General features: G+C 68.0%; 23 protein-coding genes. 13 read left to right on the forward strand and 10 right to left on the reverse strand.

The window, feature by feature from the left end; genetic code table 11:
- Positions 1-300: 300 nt before the first annotated feature.
- Positions 301-657: a UrcA family protein gene (locus tag ABIC66_RS17940; RefSeq protein WP_354071757.1), complete on the reverse strand. Its 357-nt coding sequence runs from the start codon at positions 655-657 to the stop codon at positions 301-303.
- Between the two features lie 334 nt (positions 658-991).
- Between ABIC66_RS17940 and ABIC66_RS17945 the strand changes: the two genes are divergently transcribed.
- The 4 genes from ABIC66_RS17945 to ABIC66_RS17960 are packed head-to-tail and all read left to right on the forward strand — an operon-like array spanning position 992 to position 5,235.
- Entirely contained in the window at positions 992-1,834 is an 843-nt protein-coding gene (locus tag ABIC66_RS17945; RefSeq protein ID WP_354071759.1) for a M23 family metallopeptidase, read from the forward strand.
- 60 nt (positions 1,835-1,894) lie between these two features.
- Complete coding sequence (locus ABIC66_RS17950) at positions 1,895-2,851, forward strand: alpha/beta fold hydrolase (RefSeq protein WP_354071761.1); 957 nt, start codon at positions 1,895-1,897, stop codon at positions 2,849-2,851.
- 39 nt (positions 2,852-2,890) lie between these two features.
- Positions 2,891-3,808 (forward strand): ABC transporter ATP-binding protein, encoded by a 918-nt coding sequence (locus tag ABIC66_RS17955; RefSeq protein WP_354071763.1) that lies wholly within the window; start codon positions 2,891-2,893, stop codon positions 3,806-3,808.
- Positions 3,805-5,235, forward strand: a complete 1,431-nt coding sequence (locus tag ABIC66_RS17960; RefSeq protein WP_354071765.1) for an ABC transporter permease — start codon at positions 3,805-3,807, stop codon at positions 5,233-5,235. Before ABIC66_RS17955 ends, ABIC66_RS17960 begins: the two co-directional genes overlap by 4 nt.
- 73 nt (positions 5,236-5,308) lie before the next feature.
- Here the strand turns inward: ABIC66_RS17960 and rpsU are convergent, their stop codons facing one another.
- On the reverse strand, positions 5,309-5,542 hold the full coding sequence (gene rpsU / locus ABIC66_RS17965; protein ID WP_082009052.1) for a 30S ribosomal protein S21: 234 nt from the start codon (positions 5,540-5,542) through the stop codon (positions 5,309-5,311).
- Between the two features lie 182 nt (positions 5,543-5,724).
- Here rpsU and ABIC66_RS17970 point away from each other — a divergent pair, with 182 nt between their 5' ends.
- Positions 5,725-6,402 carry a COQ9 family protein gene (locus ABIC66_RS17970; RefSeq protein WP_354071767.1) on the forward strand — a complete coding sequence of 226 codons (678 nt, stop codon included), beginning with the start codon at positions 5,725-5,727 and terminating at the stop codon, positions 6,400-6,402.
- A gap of 13 nt (positions 6,403-6,415) precedes the next feature.
- On the opposite strand, the gene rcdA is transcribed toward ABIC66_RS17970, so the two are convergent.
- Both rcdA and ABIC66_RS17980 read right to left on the reverse strand, forming a co-directional pair.
- Positions 6,416-6,925: a protease adaptor protein RcdA gene (gene rcdA / locus ABIC66_RS17975; RefSeq protein WP_354071769.1), complete on the reverse strand. Its 510-nt coding sequence runs from the start codon at positions 6,923-6,925 to the stop codon at positions 6,416-6,418.
- Positions 6,926-7,111: 186 nt separating this feature from the next.
- Positions 7,112-7,318: a DUF1192 domain-containing protein gene (locus ABIC66_RS17980; protein WP_354071771.1), complete on the reverse strand. Its 207-nt coding sequence runs from the start codon at positions 7,316-7,318 to the stop codon at positions 7,112-7,114.
- 76 nt (positions 7,319-7,394) lie between these two features.
- Here ABIC66_RS17980 and ABIC66_RS17985 point away from each other — a divergent pair, with 76 nt between their 5' ends.
- A complete protein-coding gene (locus ABIC66_RS17985) occupies positions 7,395-8,378 on the forward strand; it encodes an NAD(P)H-quinone oxidoreductase (RefSeq protein ID WP_354071773.1) in 984 nt (327 codons plus the stop codon).
- Here the strand turns inward: ABIC66_RS17985 and ABIC66_RS17990 are convergent.
- On the reverse strand, positions 8,375-8,944 hold the full coding sequence (locus tag ABIC66_RS17990) for a hypothetical protein (RefSeq protein ID WP_354071775.1): 570 nt from the start codon (positions 8,942-8,944) through the stop codon (positions 8,375-8,377). The genes ABIC66_RS17985 and ABIC66_RS17990 overlap by 4 nt on opposite strands.
- Positions 8,945-9,093: 149 nt before the next feature.
- Here ABIC66_RS17990 and ABIC66_RS17995 point away from each other — a divergent pair, with 149 nt between their 5' ends.
- Both ABIC66_RS17995 and ABIC66_RS18000 read left to right on the forward strand, forming a co-directional pair.
- On the forward strand, positions 9,094-9,819 hold the full coding sequence (locus ABIC66_RS17995) for a DUF72 domain-containing protein (RefSeq protein WP_354071776.1): 726 nt from the start codon (positions 9,094-9,096) through the stop codon (positions 9,817-9,819).
- Between the two features lie 112 nt (positions 9,820-9,931).
- Positions 9,932-10,645: a DUF1013 domain-containing protein gene (locus ABIC66_RS18000; RefSeq protein WP_354071778.1), complete on the forward strand. Its 714-nt coding sequence runs from the start codon at positions 9,932-9,934 to the stop codon at positions 10,643-10,645.
- An 84-nt stretch (positions 10,646-10,729) separates the two neighbouring features.
- Here the strand turns inward: ABIC66_RS18000 and ABIC66_RS18005 are convergent, their stop codons facing one another.
- Complete coding sequence (locus ABIC66_RS18005) at positions 10,730-10,903, reverse strand: YdcH family protein (protein WP_223393057.1); 174 nt, start codon at positions 10,901-10,903, stop codon at positions 10,730-10,732.
- A 129-nt stretch (positions 10,904-11,032) separates the two neighbouring features.
- Here ABIC66_RS18005 and ABIC66_RS18010 point away from each other — a divergent pair, with 129 nt between their 5' ends.
- The 3 genes from ABIC66_RS18010 to ABIC66_RS18020 all read left to right on the forward strand — a co-directional run bounded on the left by ABIC66_RS18010 (position 11,033) and on the right by ABIC66_RS18020 (position 12,406).
- Positions 11,033-11,650, forward strand: coding sequence for a UbiX family flavin prenyltransferase (locus ABIC66_RS18010; protein ID WP_354071780.1), 618 nt, complete (start codon positions 11,033-11,035; stop codon positions 11,648-11,650).
- Positions 11,651-11,655: 5 nt separating this feature from the next.
- Positions 11,656-12,117: a TIGR02444 family protein gene (locus tag ABIC66_RS18015; protein ID WP_354071782.1), complete on the forward strand. Its 462-nt coding sequence runs from the start codon at positions 11,656-11,658 to the stop codon at positions 12,115-12,117.
- A gap of 67 nt (positions 12,118-12,184) precedes the next feature.
- Positions 12,185-12,406 carry a YdcH family protein gene (locus tag ABIC66_RS18020; protein WP_354071784.1) on the forward strand — a complete coding sequence of 74 codons (222 nt, stop codon included), beginning with the start codon at positions 12,185-12,187 and terminating at the stop codon, positions 12,404-12,406.
- 14 nt (positions 12,407-12,420) lie between these two features.
- Here ABIC66_RS18020 and ABIC66_RS18025 read toward each other — a convergent pair whose 3' ends face one another.
- Positions 12,421-12,783, reverse strand: coding sequence for a response regulator (locus ABIC66_RS18025; protein WP_354071786.1), 363 nt, complete (start codon positions 12,781-12,783; stop codon positions 12,421-12,423).
- A gap of 98 nt (positions 12,784-12,881) precedes the next feature.
- Entirely contained in the window at positions 12,882-13,598 is a 717-nt protein-coding gene (locus tag ABIC66_RS18030; RefSeq protein ID WP_354072009.1) for a GGDEF domain-containing protein, read from the reverse strand.
- Positions 13,599-13,796: 198 nt separating this feature from the next.
- Between ABIC66_RS18030 and purE the strand changes: the two genes are divergently transcribed.
- Positions 13,797-14,291, forward strand: a complete 495-nt coding sequence (purE, locus tag ABIC66_RS18035) for a 5-(carboxyamino)imidazole ribonucleotide mutase (RefSeq protein ID WP_354071788.1) — start codon at positions 13,797-13,799, stop codon at positions 14,289-14,291.
- 5 nt (positions 14,292-14,296) lie between these two features.
- The gene (locus ABIC66_RS18040; protein WP_354071790.1) at positions 14,297-15,382 is read left to right on the forward strand and encodes a 5-(carboxyamino)imidazole ribonucleotide synthase; all 1,086 of its coding nucleotides are present in this window, start codon (positions 14,297-14,299) and stop codon (positions 15,380-15,382) included.
- Positions 15,383-15,579: 197 nt separating this feature from the next.
- On the opposite strand, the gene ABIC66_RS18050 is transcribed toward ABIC66_RS18040, so the two are convergent.
- On the reverse strand, positions 15,580-15,819 hold the full coding sequence (locus tag ABIC66_RS18050) for a helix-turn-helix domain-containing protein (RefSeq protein ID WP_354071792.1): 240 nt from the start codon (positions 15,817-15,819) through the stop codon (positions 15,580-15,582).
- Complete coding sequence (locus ABIC66_RS18055; RefSeq protein WP_354071794.1) at positions 15,819-16,322, reverse strand: DUF2975 domain-containing protein; 504 nt, start codon at positions 16,320-16,322, stop codon at positions 15,819-15,821. The genes ABIC66_RS18050 and ABIC66_RS18055 overlap by 1 nt, the downstream gene beginning before the upstream one ends.
- Positions 16,323-16,406 lie beyond the last annotated feature (84 nt).

Consider the following 16,406-nt stretch of genomic DNA (forward strand, 5'->3'; position numbering starts at 1 on the left):
TGTGCGCTCCAGCGTGGCGGCCGTCGGCCCGTTGCGAACGGCCCCACACCCGCCCTCCCCGGCGAAAGCCGGGGCCCGGATTCACCCGAAGCGTTTGGGGCTGACGCGCCGACCGCTTGAGCGAGGGTGAATTGATCCGTGGGTTCGATCTGACCCCGGCTTTCGCCGGGGAGAGCGGAGATTGGAAGGGGCCATTCTCCGCCCGTCGCTAGAGCCCGGTGCGCACGCCCAAAAACAAAGGCCCCAGGGTTTACCTGAGGCCTCTGTCGCGGGGTGTGGGGAGGTGGGATTTCGTCAGGATCACTTGGCCGCCATCTCGGTCGTCTTGCTATGCGCGGCGACCGTCAGGTTGTGGAGCTCGGCGACCGGCAGCTGGCGTTCGACTTCGCGATGGACGGCGGCGACGCAGCCCCGCAGCGGCAAGCTACCCAGGGTCCCGGCGCGCAGCTTGGCGCGGCAGAGGTCTTCGCCGGCGGCTTCGACACGGGCCTTGAAGATCTTGGCTTGCGACGGGCTGGCCAGGTTCAGGTCGCCGTAGGCGATACGGACGGTCTGTTCGCGCTCGGCGGCGTTGGCGGCTTGGGTCAGGCCCAGGATCGGAACGGCGGCCAGGCTCAGGCTGGCGACGGTGGTCAGGCTCATGATGAACTTGCGCATTTGAAGTATCCCTCTGGTTGGGCGCTTCTCCGTGCGCCGATGAATACTGTGTAGAGCCAAGAGTTCGCGAAGTCCCGTTACGCCTCATTCATGACGTGTAATTTAAAGAATGACGGTCGTTTAATGATGTGAATGTCACGTAATGTTTGACGAATACATGACGGATGGCGAGGCGGCCTCATCGCTTGGTAAATGAATGGTTAAGCTGCGCCCTGTTTTTGCCCCATGCGACATTCATAGACCCCGCCAATTCACCATCCTGAAAGGTCGGTGTGAGAGCTAGATCGCTTGCGCGCGGTCCTCTCGACTGACCGAACGTCGAAGAGGTAGCGGTTTGATCTCCAAGAGCCTGGCTGTTCCGCCTCAGCACCTGCGCGTTGCTCTGTTCACGATGCTGGGCGTCGCCGCCATGGCCGGCGCCCTGAACGGCGCCATGGCCCTGGGCGAATGGGTGTCCCGGATCGCCCCGGTTTCCGACCCGACCCCCGCCATCGTCCAGGTCGAGCCGACCGCCGAGGAACAGGCCGAGCCGGCCCCGCCGCCGCCGGCCTTCCAATTCGACGCGCCGCTGCCGGGCCGAGTGATCAACTCGCCGTTCGGCCTGCGTCAACTGCCGTGGGAAGAGAATGGACGCCTGCACCAGGGCGTCGACATCGCCGCCCCGGGCGGCGCGGCGGTCAAGGTCGCCGCCGACGGCGTGGTCAAGACCACCGGCCTGTCGCCGACCTACGGCCGCTATGTGCTGGTCATGCACAAGGGCGGCCTCACCACGCTCTATGCCCATCTGGCCAAGCCGGCGGCGGGCGTGAAGCGCGGCGCCTATCTGCATCGTGGCGAGACCGTCGCCTTCGTCGGCAATTCGGGCCGCTCGACCGGCTCGCACCTGCACTTCGAGATCCGCAAGGGCGACAAGCCGCTGAACCCCAGCTTCTTCCTGGGCCGCAGCTTCGCCGAGGCCAACGACCTGCCGCTGAAGGCGGCCGGCAAGGTCTCGCGCAAGATCCACGTGGCCACCGTTTCGAAGTGGCCGCCGGGCGTGACCAAGGCCGAGGCGACCAAGAGCGGGATCACCGTCGCGCGCCTGAAGAACGGCCGCGTCCGCGCCACGATCCCGGTCGTCGCGATTCAGGCGCCGAAGGCGCAGCCGACGGTCGCTTCGGCCGGAGCCGCCATTTAAAGCTCCGGTCTCGGCGTAACGCGTCTCGACGCGTCACAAAGCGTTACTACATTGAACGCCATGATCCAGTTTCTCGGCCGTGGCGTCGCGGGCTTCGCGCTCCTGCTTGTTTCCTACATCGCCGTCGGCGGACTGATGAGCGCCGCCGGAGCGCCCAAGCCCCGCGGGCAGATGGTCGAGATCGAGCCGGGGCGAAAGCTGCGACTGGTCTGCGAGGGCCCCAAGAGCGAGCGGCCCGTCGTCTGGCTGGAAGCCGGCGCCTTCGGCTTCGCCGCCGACTGGGGCGGTGCGCAGGAGGCTCTTACCGCCGCCGGCTGGCGCTCGTGCGCCTACGACCGGGCCGGCATGGGCTATTCGCCGAACGGTCCCAGCCCCCGCGACGGCATCGCCATCGTCACCGACTTCGAGAAGCTGGTCGCCGCCTCGGGCGAGCCGGGTCCCTACATCCTGGTCGGCCACTCGATGGCCGGCCTGCGCCTGCGCGAATACGCCGGGCGCAATCCGGACAAGGTGGCCGGCATCGTCCTGGTCGACGCCGCCACGCCCGAGGCCGCCCAGAACCCGCAGATGCAGGGCTTCATCAAGACCTTCGCCAGCGCTTCGAAATGGGCCGCGCGGGGGGCCTCGCTTGGGCTCTACAAGCCGCTGGTCCATACGCGCCTGGGCGACAAGATCGACCTGCCGCCGGCCGCCAAGGCCGAGAAGGGCTGGGCCTTCGCCAACGGCCGCCACAACCGTACGGCCGCCGAGGAGGTCATCCTGTGGCCGCAGGCCTCGGCCCAGGCCGCCGCCGCGCCGCCATTCGATCCCAAGTGGCCGGTCGCCGTCGTGACGGCCGGGCCCGTGGCCGGCCGCGAGCTGCGCAAGGCGATGCAGGCCGCGCCGGCGCGTCAGTCGCGGCACGGCCTGGTCGACCATGTGGAGGCCGCCACCCACACCCTGCTGATCGGCCGGCGCTTCGCCGACCACATCGTCCGGGCCGTCGCCTTCGTGGCCGACGCTCGCGAAAAGGGCTGATACAACCGAGAGATCAGTCCGATTCGGGAGGTCGGGATCATGGTCAGCGCCGTCAGCCTGGAGGGCGTCAGCAAGACCTATGACGACTTCCACGCCGTCCGGGACGTCAGTTTCGAGGTCCCCGCCGGCCGGATCACCGGGTTCCTGGGCCCGAACGGCGCGGGCAAGACCTCGACGATCCGCATGATCCTGGGTCTGTTGCCGGCCACGGCCGGGCGGATCACGGTGTTGGGCCAGAGCGACGCGCAGAAGGTTCGCGAGCGGATCGGCTTTCTGCCCGAGGAGCGCGGCCTCTACAAGCGGATGACCCCGATCGACGCCATCGCCTTCTTCGCGGGGCTGAAGGGCGTGCCCGAGGCCGAGGGGCGCAAGCGGGCCAAGGCGATGCTGGAGGCCCAAGGCCTGGGCTACGCCATGAAACGGCCGATCAAGGACCTCTCCAAGGGCATGGCCCAGAAGGTCCAGCTGATCTCGGCCCTGGCCCACGAGCCCGAGCTGGTGGTGCTGGACGAGCCGTTCTCGGGCCTCGACCCCGTCAATCAGCAAGCCCTCGAAGGCATGATCCGCGAGATCGCCGCGCGCGGGGCGACGGTGCTGTTCTCGACCCACGTGATGCAGCACGCCGAGCGTCTCTGCGACAAGGTCGTTCTGATGGCGCGGGGTCGCAAGGTGTTCGACGGCGACGTCGCCGCCGCCCGCTGCGCCGCGCCCCGGGCTCTGGTGCTGGAAGGCCGGCTGACGGCCGACGAGGTCGCGGCCTTGCCGGGCCTGGGCGCGATCACCTCGGAGGCCTTGCCGGACGCCGACTGGCGGCACGTGGCGGTGTTGCCGGAAATGGGCACGGGTCAGGACGCCCTGAAGGCCGCCTTCGCCCGCGACCTGGCCCTGCGCCGGTTCGAGCTCAAGGAGCCCAGCCTGCACGACGCCTTCATCGTCCTGACGGGAGGCCAGGCATGAGCCGGCTGCTGAAGATCGCCCGCCGGGAATACCTGGCCTATGTCCGCACCGTCGGCTTCTGGCTGTCGATCGTCGCCCTGCCGCTGGCGATCGCCATCAGCGCCTCGGCCCCGCTGCTGATGTCCAAGTCGGCCCAGCCCGAGCGGCTGGCCATCGTCGACCTGACCGGCCAGGCCTTGGGTCCCGCCGTCGCCAGGTCACTGGTCGAGGATCAGAGCCGCGCCACGGCCCGCGCCCTGCGCTCGGCGGCGCTGTCGTCGGCGGGCCCCAAGGCCCAGGAGGCGGTCAGCAAGGCTCAGGCCCGGGGCGGCGAGGCGGCCGGTCGCGAGGTCCTGGCCCGCTACAACCCGGCCGCCGCCGCCCGCTTCAACGCCCCCAAGGCCAAGGTCATCGTCCTGCCCGCGCCGATCGAGGCCCAGACAGCCAAAACCGCGCGTGAAGCCGGCCTCGTCGCCCGCCGCGAGGTCGCCGCCAAGCGGCTCGATTCGGTGCTGATTCTCAGCGGCCGCGACGATGCGATCACCATGGACCTGTGGAGCCGCAACCTCGGCGCGCCGGTGCTGGAGAACGACCTGCGGACCGCCGTGGTCGACCTGATGCGCGAGCGGGCCCTGACCCGCGCCGGGGTCTCGCCCCAGACCCTGAAGGCCGCCGACGACCTCAAGCCCGCCTTCAACAGCCTGTCGCCCAAGGCCGCCTCGGGCGAGAAGGTCGGTCTGCGCGATCGTCTGCCGACCTTCGTGGGGCTGATGGCGGGCTTCCTGCTGTGGTCTATGGCCATGACCGGGGCCAGCATCCTGCTCAACAGCGTGATCGAGGAGAAGTCGAGCAAGATCCTCGAGGTGCTGCTGTCCTCGGCCTCGGCGCCCGAGATCATGGGCGGCAAGATCCTGGGCGTGGCGGGCCTGACCCTGACCGTACTGGGCGTCTGGGCCCTGGGGGCTGCGTTCGCCCTGGTCAATTTCGCGCCCGGCCTGGCCGGCGACCTGGTCGCCGTGCTGCTGGGCAAGGGCCTCGTCTTCTATTTCGGCGTCTATCTGGTCGTCGGCTACCTGATGTACGCGGCGCTGTTCGCCGGTGTCGGGGCCTTCTGCGAAAGTCAGCGCGACGCCCAGACCCTGCTGGGGCCGATCATGATCGTGATGACCATCCCGCTGGTCTTCATGACCCAGGCCCTGCGCTCGCCCGACGCGCCGATCCTGGGCGCCCTGTCCTGGTTCCCGCCCTTCACGCCGTTCCTGATGCCGGTGCGCATCGCCGGCGACCCGCCGGCGGTCCAGGTGATCGGGACGACGGTGCTGATGATCGCGACCACGGCGGCGATCATCGCCTTCTCGACCCGGGCCTTCCACGTGGGCGCGCTGGCGACGGGCAAGGTGGATCTGCGGACCCTGCTGAGGCGCATCGCGCGCAAGGAGGCGGGCTGATCCCGAAACGACGAAGGCCGCGCGGATCGCCGCGCGGCCTTCGGAATCTTCAGCGATGTGAAGAGGTCGGACCCTAGCGGGCGACCTTCTTCGGCATCGGCAGCAGGCCTTCGCGCTGGGCGCGCTTGCGGGCCAGCTTGCGAGCGCGACGGACGGCTTCGGCCTTTTGGCGCGCGCGCTTTTCCGACGGCTTTTCATAGTGCACGTGCCGCTTCATTTCGCGGAACGAGCCTTCGCGTTGCATCTTCTTCTTCAGGGCCTTCAGCGCCTGATCGACGTTGTTGTCGCGGACGAAAATCTGGACCAGGGGTATCTCTCCATTCGACAGCCCGACCAATATTCCCAAGTCCCTCTTGAGGGGCCGGGCGGGCGAACAAAACCGGGTAACCTGAGAGGGGTTCTCCCAGGCGATGAGGCGGGGCTGATAGCAGAGGCGAGGCGCTCTGTCCATGCGCGACGCGGCCTAAACCACGGTGTAGACTCGGATTCATGAGCGAAACCGCCGAACCCTCCAGCCAAGCTTCGGATAAACCGGGGTCATCGTGGGCCGATACGGCCGAGCAGCGCGTGCTGGACGAGGCCCTGCGCCTCGCGCCGAAAGCCGGCTGGAACGCCGGACTCGTCTCGCGCGCCCTGGCCGCGGCGGGGCTTTCCGAGGCCGAGGGCCAGCTGCTGCTGCCCGAAGGCGCGCGCGATCTGGCCGCCCTGTTGTCGCGACGCCATGACGCGGCGGCGCTTGATCGTCTCAAGGCGTTCGATGTCGCGGCCCTGAAGATTCGCCAGCGGATTCGCGAAGGCGTCGTCGCCCGGCTGGACGCGGCCCAGGAGCATGCCGACGTGCTGCGCCCGCTGGCCGCCTTCCTGGCTTTTCCGACCAATCTGGCCCTGGCCGTGCGGCTGACCTGGGAATCGGCCGACGTCCTCTGGCGCTGGGCGGGCGATACGGCGACCGACGAGAACCATTATTCCAAGCGGGCGATCCTGTCGGGGATTCTGGTCTCGACCCTGGCCGTCGACATGGCCTCGGGCCGCGCCTCGGCGCTGTCGCACCTGGACGCGCGCATCGACAACGTCATGGCCTTCGAAAAGTGGAAGGCGGGTCTAAAGCCGATGGACCTGGCCAGCGAGGTGGTCTCGGCCTTGGCCCGGATGCGCTACGGGAAGTAGCGCCGGAGAGGCCTCAGCCCCCGAACGCCGCCGTCAGGCGGTCGAAGTGGGCCTGCACCGGGCGAGGGGCCTCTTCGTTCGGCGATTCCACGTACATGCGGCGGTCCAGGTGGCGGACCCGCTCGTAGAGGCGCTCGGAGCGCGTCAAAAGGTTGGTCAGGCCGAAGGGAAGTTCCTCGATGGCCGGGGTCTCGCCGGCGGCTTCCTCGCCTAGACGATAGGATTCGGCGCAGGCGGCTTCCGGCGGCATCTCGCCCTCGCGCACGGCGCGCTGGACCAGGAGCCAGGAGGCGACCTGCATCAGGCGGGTGGTCAGCCGCATGCTTTCGGTGGCGTAGGCCAGGGCCGCGTTGCGCGAGAGGATCTTGCTGTCATGCCGGCCGGCGCCATCGAGATACGCGGCGGTCTCCTCGACCAGCTGCATGCCTTCCTCGAACGTACGGTCGAACAGTTCCGATCGCGCGAAGTCCTGGATCACTCCAGCGCGCCAAGGCGTGTCCGCGAACGCGTTCAGTTCGGTCATAACTACTCAATGCCCCTCGAAAGGCCGCGAGGACGTCTCGCCTGACGATGGGGACTGCAACCCCCGTGCCAGACCGCGCCGTCCCGTTGCGACCCACCCCCTTCGAACCGACCCGATACTAGAGACGTCCGAAAGCGGATGAACGCTTAAGACGCCAGTAACCTCACCGAAACCTTAAAAGAACCCTTAGTCGAGGCGACCAAACAGCGCATTGGCCGCGTCACGGCCGGCTTTCTTCTTGGCCAGAAAGGCTTTGGTGCGCTCGATTTCGGCCTGCAGGGCCTCGATCCGCTCCTCCAGCTCGGCGACGCCATAGACTTCGAGGTCCTCGTGGGTCGTCTCGTTCAATGCACGTCCGCTGAAGGCGCGGGGTTCCGCAGGCTCTTCCAACATAGGCATTCTCCCTTTTCTGTCCGATATCTGACGCCTACCTAGGCCTCAAGGCAAGCGTGACGAGGAAACCCGGCCCATGACCCAAACGATGACCGCGATCGCGATCGAGGGCGGCAAGGGGCCCGCCGAGGCCCTGAAACCGGTCCAGCTAGAGCGTCCCGCCCCGGGACCCGGCGAGATCCTGATCAAGGTGGCGGCGGCCGGGGTGAACCGTCCCGACCTGCTGCAGCGCCTGGGCTACTACCCGCCGCCGCCTGGCGCGCCGGCGACCCTGGGCCTGGAAGTGGCGGGTGAAGTCGTGACTTTGGGAGAGGGCGCGGGGCGTTGGAAGATCGGCGACAAGGTCTGCGCGCTGCTGGGCGGCGGGGGCTACGCCGAATACGCCGTCGTCGACGCCCGCCACGCCTTGCCGATCCCCGGCGGGCTGGGTCCGGTCGAGGCCGCGGCCCTGCCCGAGACGGTCTTCACCGTCTTCGCCAATGTATTCGAGCACGGCGCCCTGAAGGCCGGCGAGACGCTGCTGGTTCACGGCGGAACGTCCGGAATCGGAACAACGGCGATCGCCATGGCCAAGGCGGCTGGCGCCAAGGTCATCGCCACCGGGCGCGGCCCCGACAAGAAGGCCAAGGCCCTGGCGCTCGGCGCCGACATCGCCATCGACACAAAGGCCGAGGACTTCGCAGAGGTGGTCAAGGCCGCCGGCGGCGCCGACGTGATCCTCGACATGGTCGGGGCCAGCTATTTCGAGAAGAACCTCGACGCGCTGAACACCGGCGGCCGCATCGTCTACATCGCCAGCCTGGGCGGGGCGGTGCTGGAGGTCCCGGTCATGAAGGTCATGCAGAAACGGGCGGTGATCACCGGCTCGACCCTGCGTCCCCGCTCGGCCGACGAAAAGGCCCGCTTGGCCGCCGAGGTCGAGCGCGTGGTCTGGCCGTGGGTGGCGGCGGGTAAGGTCAAGCCGCTGATCGACGCGACCTTCCCATTGGCCGACGCCGCCACGGCCCACGCGCACCTCGAAGCCGGAGAGCACGTGGGCAAGGTGGTGATGAGTGTCTAGTTGCTGGTTCCGGCGGCCGCGGCAGTTGGCGCCGTCGGGGCCGCGCCGGTCGCCGCGCCCGGAGCGCCGATCGGCGTGGTGATCGCGGCGTCCTGATCGGTGAAGGCCGTCAGGCGCTGCCCGGCTTTGATCTCGACATCCTTGCCATGCTTGATCAGGCCTAGCGGGCCGAACAGCACCGTGAGGGTGATCGTCGTGCCATAGCGCGCGCTGCCCTCGGTGCCCTTTTGACCGCGTAGGCGGATCCGGGAGGAACCTGCCTTCAGGTAGTCGAAGCGCACGTTCAGTTCGCCGGGCTTGCCCATCATGCCCTTCTTCTTGGCGTGGGTGACTTCGCCCGCGCCGCGCAGACCGGCGGGCAGGACGGTGCCATCGGCCAGCGTGACATCCTCGGCCAGGCTGATCGAAAAGCGGTCGCCTTCGTGACTTGTCTCCGAGGACAGGCTGTCATCGAAGCGGATGGACATCTCGGTCCCCTCCGGAACCTGCACCGTCGTCTGAGCGAACGCCGGCGCGCATACGAGCAGCAGCGCCGAGGCGCAGGCCGCGGTCATAAGCGTCTTCATGGATTTCCCCCCGTCGGCCCCTCGCCGACAGGCAGAGCTAAGCGCAACCTTTCATAATTGTGAACTGATGATTTTTCGCTTTTAGCGCGTGCTGTCCTCAAATCGCGTACCCGGCGAACCTCGCCCCACCCACCCGCGTTCCGCTCCGCATGAGCGAGATCCGGATCGGCTGTTCGGGGTGGACCTATGACGATTGGCGGGGGCCGTTCTATCCCGAGACGGTGAAGCTGAAGGATCGCTTCGCCTACTACGCCACCCGGTTCGACACGACCGAGATCAACGGCAGCTTCTATCGCCTGCCGTCCGAGAACGCCGTGAAGGGCTGGGCCGAGCAGGCGCCGGCGGGGTTCGTCTTCGCTTGGAAGGTCTCGCGCTACATCACCCACAACAAGAAGCTGAAGGACTGCCAGGACAGCGTCGACCTGGTGTTCGGCCGGATGGCGCCGCTCGGCGAACATCGGGGGCCCGCCCTGGTGCAGCTGCCGCCGATGCTGCATCGGGACGACGAGCGGCTGAAGTGGTTCCTGTCGTGGCTGCCGAAGGGCCAGCGGGTCACGGTCGAGTTCCGCCATGCCAGCTGGTACGAGGAGGCGGTCTATTCGATCCTGCGCGATCACGGCGTGGCCTTCTGCATCTCGGATCACCACGACGCGCCGTCGCCGTGGCTGGTCACCGCCGACTTCGCCTATGTCCGGGGGCATGGACCGGGCGGCCACTATCACGGACGCTATCCGAAGAAGGACCTGGAAGCCTGGGCCGCGTGGATCGCCGACCAGCGCGCGGCGGGACGCGACACCTACGGTTACTTCGACAATGACATCAAGAGCGCCGCGCCGCAGGACGCCGACGTCCTGAAGTCTCTGGTCGCTCAATAGAAGCGGCAGGAACCGCACGGCCCCCGTTCCCTTTTCACGAGAACGGGATTATAGCGTTGATCAACATCCCGCCCGGCCGAAAGGCCGGGCGCCGTCATTTCTGGAGGACCGCATGTCCGACATCCTGATGCCCAAGGCGACCGCCGTCTGGTTGGTGGACAACACCTCGCTGAGCTTCGAACAGATCGCCGATTTCTGCGGCCTGCACCCGCTGGAAGTGCGCGGCATCGCCGACGGCGAAGTGGCGCGCGACATCCGCGGCGCCGATCCGATCGGCAACGGCCAGCTGAACCGCGAGGAGCTGGACCGCGCCCAGGCCAATCCCGACTACCGCATGAAGGCCCTGGTCAGCCGTCACGCCGAGCTGCTGAAGCCGCAGAAGAAGGCCCCGCGCTACACGCCGGTGTCGCGTCGTCAGGACCGTCCGGACGCCATCGCCTGGTTCCTGCGCCACCACCCCGAAGTGACCGACGCCCAGATCTCGAAGATCCTCGGCACCACCAAGGCCACCATCGAGCAGGTCCGCGCCCGCACGCACTGGAACGCGGCCAACATCAAGCCGATCGATCCGGTGACCCTGGGCCTGGTCGGCCAGCTGGAGCTGGACGCCCTGGTCAAGAAGGCCGCCGAGAAGAAGGCCAAGGACGACCTGAAGAAGGGTATCGTTCCGGAAGATCCGACCCTGCGCCCCGCCTCGGAAGCCGGCCAGTTCGAGCCCGAAGTCGAGGAAGAGGAAGAAGACTTCCGCGCCAAGCGCGGCGACCTCAAGGCCGAGGACGTGTTCGGCAAGGCCGGCGCCTATGTCGACGAGGAAGACGAGGACTAGTCCTCGCGCTTCCCGCGCTGGAAAAGCAAAGGCCCCGCTCCTTGCCGGAGCGGGGCCTCTCGTTTTTCGGCTGCTTTTCAGCAGCTAGTGAAGTCGCGCCCTCAGGCCCTCGATCTCCTCCTTCAGCCGAAGCTTTTGCCGCTTAAGCTCCCTAAGCATCGTACCGTCGCTACCGGGTCGACTGGTCTCCTCCTGGATCTTGCGGTCGAGAGTCTCGTGTCGGGACCCAAGCTCGCGGATACGGGATTCGATGGCCATGGCTCTCGGCTCCTTGCTGTTGGAGAAGAAAGTGAACACCCGCTGCGCGGCGGTGTCAGATCACATATGATTGCAATCGGTCCCGCTTGACGTGGCCGAGTTTGCTCCCAAGACGGACGAAAATTCACCATGACCGAGGCCTCGAAGACCATTGATCGCCAAAGGCTGGTGGTCGGGATCACCGGCGCCTCAGGCGTGGTCTATGGGCTGCGGACGCTGGACGCCCTGCGCGAGCTGGGCGTCGAAAGTCATCTCGTCCTGTCCAAATCGGCGGCATTGACGCTCGCCCAGGAGGCGGACTTGTCGGTCGCCGACGTCAACGCCAAGGCCGACGTCGTGCATCGCGCGGCCGATGTCGGCGCGGCGATCGCCTCGGGCTCGTTCCGCACCCTGGGCATGATCATCGCGCCCTGTTCGGTGCGCACGATGAGCGAAATCGCCACCGGCGTGACGTCCACCCTGCTCAGCCGCGCCGCCGACGTGACCTTGAAGGAGCGCCGCTCGCTGGTGCTGATGGTGCGCGAGACGCCGCTGCACCTGGGTCACCTGCGCACCCTGACCAAGCTGGCCGAGATGGGCGCGGTGATCGCCCCGCCGCTGCCGGCCTTCTACGCCAAGCCCGCTTCGATCGCCGAGATGGTCGACCAGTCGGTGGGCCGGGCCCTGGACCTGTTCGACCTGTCCTGGCGCCCCGTGAAGCGCTGGGGCGAGGACCTCGCGACCCTCGCGGGCAAGGGAGAGGGTTAACGCCGATGGGGCTGTGGGACTGGGCTTTGGAGGTCTATGCGCGGCAACCTGTCGCGGCGGCCTGCCTGCATCTGCAGGATGCTCACGGCCAGAACGTGCCCTACCTGCTGTGGGCGGCCTGGATGGCGCGGGAGGGGCGTTCGGCCGACCTCAAGGACGCGGCCGGGTTGATGCGCCGATGGGACGCTGAGATCGGCGCCCCCCTGCGCGGCGTGCGCCGGGCGCTTAAAGCCCCGCGTCCGCCGGTCGACGACGCCGCGAAGGAGGCGCTGCGCGACGCCATCAAGGCTGTGGAACTGCGGGGCGAGCGCCTGCTGATGGAGAGCCTGGAGGCTCTGTCGGCGCCTTCTGGCGCGACGGTTTCCGTGCTGGACGGCCTGGTGGCCGCCGCCGCGGCCTCGGGCGACCCGCCGCGCCGCGCGGCGCTGGAAAAGCTGGCGTCCGCTCTTGAAAAGCCTTTCGGGTGAGCGCCTTTACCGGTCGTCAGCCTTTGCTATCTATCTCCCTTATCGGGGCCCACCTGAGACCAAGTCCATGAACGACGATGATCCGTCGGAAGACGCCGACATTTCGATCGAACGTCGCCTCGGCGTCCTGCGCGAGGATCACAAGGATCTCGACGACGCCATCCAGGCGCTGGAGCAGCGCTATCAGCCCGACATGCTGCAGATCGCCCGCCTGAAGCGGAAGAAGCTAGCCCTGAAGGACGAGATCGGCCGGCTGGAAGACCTGCTGACCCCGGACATCATCGCCTAGGATTCGATAAAGGCTCAGGCCGCGATGTGGGCGGCTTCCAGTTCGCGGACCGTCCGCAGCAGGCGACCGGGGGTGATCGGCTTCTCCAAGCGCGCGTCGGCGTGCTGGTCGGCCTTCAGAAGCCGGGCGTCGCAGGCGGAGGCCATCAGGGTGACCGCGCCCGGCCGCGCCTTGCGCACCGCGCTGACCAGCTCGCCGCCGCTCATGCGCGGCATCGAATGGTCGGTGATCACCAGGTCCGGAGCGAAGCGGTCGAGCGCCTCGAAGGCTTCCTGGCCATCCTGGCACAGCAGGACGTCGAAACCGGCCTCGGTCAGGGTAATTTCGTAGATCATGGAGAGGACAGGATCGTCCTCGGCGACCAGAATACGCTGCATTTGCCCCACGCCGGTCATGCTTAACAGACTATGAAGACGTGTTAACGCACGGAGCCGGTCGGAGTCGCCGTGCGATAAGGTCGCATGACCGCGGGTTGCTAAACCGCCGTTTTGCGCTTCCGGACGAACATCGCCGCGTCGGCCTCGGCCAGGGCGACTTCCGGGTCCGCGCCGGCCTCGATTTCACGCACGCCATACGAGATATGCAGCGGGGCCGACCATTCGCCGAATTCGACCGGGGTCGAGCGCACGGCGTCGGCCAGGGTCTGGGCCTTGGCCAGGGCGGTTTCCTTGTCGGCCTGGGCCAGCAATACGGCGAACTCGTCGCCGCCCATGCGGCCGACCACGTCGCTCTCGCGGACATTGCCCAGCAGGCGCTTGGCGACGGCCTTTAGAGCTTCGTCGCCGGCGGCGTGGCCGAAGCGGTCGTTGACGTTCTTGAAGTTGTCCAGGTCGAAGAACACCACGCTGGCCGGCGAGCCGTAGCGCTGGGCGAAGGCGGCGACCCGCTTCATCTCGCGCAGAAAGGCCCGGCGGTTCAGCACCGGGGTCAGCACGTCCATGTCGGCCAGACCCTGGGCCTCGTTCAGGCGCAGCTTCAGGACCGAAACCTCGCTCCGCAGATCCTCGATCTCGGTCATCAGGGTCTGCAGGGCCTCGACCACCTTGGGGGTCATGTCGGCTTCGCTGAGTCCCAGGAAGGCGGCGCTGTCGGGCGCGGTGACTTCACGCGCCACGACCTGAGCGCCCGCGCGGGCGAGCGCGCGCTTACGGATAGCGGCGAAAGGTTCGGTCCGGGCGCCGGAAATCTTCATCACGTCACGGGAATCGTTATGGCACAGCTCCAACAAGGTTAACGGGAACGCCGTTCGTTTCAATCGGGGGCGCCGATAAGCCGCAGGGACCGGTGGTCGCATGCTCGCCCCGGAGGCGATCTCTGTCGTTTTGGACTTGCGCGGATAGGGCTGAGAGGCATACGGGGCGCTTCCGCCGCCGCCGCAAGGGACGACGCCATGGCCTCGACCACCACGCCTCCAGTCGCCATCATCATGGGCAGCCGTTCGGACTGGCCGACCATGAAGGGTGCGGCCGACGCGCTGGAAGCCCTAAGCGTCGCCTACGAAGCCAAGGTCATCTCGGCCCACCGCACGCCCCAGCGCCTGTTCGACTTCGCCACGGGCGCGCAGGACGCTGGCTACAAGGTGATCATCGCCGGGGCCGGTGGGGCGGCGCACCTGCCGGGCATGGCGGCCTCGATGACCAATCTGCCGGTGCTGGGCGTGCCGGTGCAGTCCAAGGCGCTGAGCGGCCTGGACAGCCTGCTGTCGATCGTCCAGATGCCGGGCGGGATCCCCGTGGCGACCCTGGCGATCGGCGAGGCCGGGGCCAAGAACGCCGGCCTGCTGGCCGCCCAGATCCTGGCCCTGTCTGACAGCGCCCTGGCCCAGCGACTGGCCGCTTTCCGCGCCGCCCAGACCGACAGCGTCGCCGAGAGCGTCGAGGACTGATCTCCATGGCTTCGTTCCCCCTCGTCCCCGGCTCGACCATCGGCATCCTCGGCGGGGGGCAGCTGGGCCGGATGCTGGCCCTGGCCGCCGCGCGGCTGGGCTTCGACGTGGTGATCCTGGACCCCGAGGAGAGCTCGCCCGCCGGCCGGGTCGCCGCCCGCCAGATCGTCGCGCCCTATGACGACCGCTGGGCCCTGAAGCGCCTGGCCGAGGCCTGCGACGTCGTCACCTACGAGTTCGAGAACGTCCCGGCCGACACGGTCGCCGAGCTCGCGTCGCTAGGCGCGGTCGTCTCGCCCGGCGCCAAGGCCCTGGCCGCCGCCCAGGACCGGGTGGTCGAGAAGAGCTTCCTGGCCGAGATCGGCGTGCCGACCGTGGCCTTCGCCGCCGTCCACGACGCTGACAGCCTGGCCGAGGCGCTGGCCAAGATCGGCGCGCCGTCGCTGCTGAAGACCCGCCGCGAGGGCTATGACGGCAAGGGCCAGGCCTGGATCCAGAAGGCGACCGACGCAGGGGCCGCGTTCGACCGGATCGGCCGGCAGAACGCCATCCTCGAAGCGCCCGCCGACTTCGGCCGCGAGCTGTCGGTGATCGCCGCGCGGAGCCGCGACGGCGAGATCGCCTGCTATCCGTTGTCGGAAAACCACCACGAGAGCGGCGTGCTCAAGCGCACCTCCGCGCCCGCCAAGGTCACGCCGGCCACCCGCGACCAGGCCGAGGCCATCGCCATCAAGATCCTGACGGCGCTCGACTATGTCGGCGTGATCGGGGTCGAGCTGTTCGAGCTGGCCGGCGGCAAGCTGCTGGTCAACGAGTTCGCCCCGCGCGTCCACAACACCGGTCACTGGACCCAGGATGGCTGCGAGGTCGACCAGTTCGAGCAGCATATCCGCGCCGTCGCCGGCTGGCCCCTGGGCCCGACCCAGCCCCACGCCCATGTCGAGATGACCAACCTGCTGGGCGCGGACGTCGACGCCTGGAAGAAGCTGGCCGCCGAACCCGAGACCCGCGTCCACCTCTACGGCAAGGGCGAAGCCCGTCCGGGGCGGAAGATGGGGCATGTGAACCGGCTGCGGTCGTTGAAGGACTAGCGCGGTCGGCGGCGACAACGCCGCCGGCCTCCATCCTTAGCGCCGTCATTCCCGCCCTTGTGGCGGGAACCCCTGTTTCAGCTGATACGTGAGGCGCAAGCGGACTGCTCAGCAGTCCGCTCCTCCTGCACCTGCGGCCGACAGAGAGGTTCCCGCCACAAGGGCGGGAATGACGGCGGATTGGGGTGATGGGCGGCTCAGTCCCCCTCGTCCGGCGTCGTCAGGTCGCTGGCGTCGAAGTCGTAGTCCAGCAGGTCGCCCGGCCGGCAGTCCAGGGCGGCGCACAGGCGGGCCAGGGTGCGGAAGCGGATGCCCTTTACCTTGCCCGAGCGGAACAGCGACAGCTGGGTCTCGCTGAGACCGACCTCGGCCGCGAGGTCGCGGGCTTTCAGACCCTTGGCGACGATCAGGGCGTCCAGGGTCACGCGAACGGGCATCAGATCATCTCGTCGAGTTCAGCCTGGGCCGCCAGCGCCTGGTCCATGACGCGGCCCAGCAGGAACAGGGCGCCGCCGATCATGCCGAGGGTCATGCCGGCCACGTCGAAGTTCAGATAGCTGCGCTTGTCCGCGCCGACCAGCCGCATCAGGTTGATGACCACGAAGACGCTGGCCACGCCGCCGACTCCCAGGGCCAGGCCGACGCGGCGCAGGGCCGAGGGCAGGGCGGCTTGGATCAGTCGGCCTTTCGCGACCTCGCCCAGCGCCTGGCCGATCGACCACACCCCGAACAGGTAGCAGGCGGCCGGCGCGTACTGGATCGTCACGGCCAGTATCCGAGTGGGAGACGGCGCCGATGGCCGGTGCAGCGCCATGAGCAGCAGCGGCGCGATCCAGGCCATCAGCGCCAGCAGCAGGCCAACGCTGACGACCATGAACACGGCCAGCCAGCGGAACTGGCCGCACATGCGGCGGAATTTCTGGGCGTCGATGGCGTTCATGGCGGGCTTCCAACCTGTCTCATCTTTAATCTTGACTTAAAGACGATCACTTCGCAACTTTAATTGCGAGTTAAACGAAGAGGC

Origin of the sequence: Caulobacter sp. 1776 (assembly GCF_040545685.1) — a bacterium.
Taxonomy (GTDB): Bacteria; Pseudomonadota; Alphaproteobacteria; order Caulobacterales; family Caulobacteraceae; genus Caulobacter.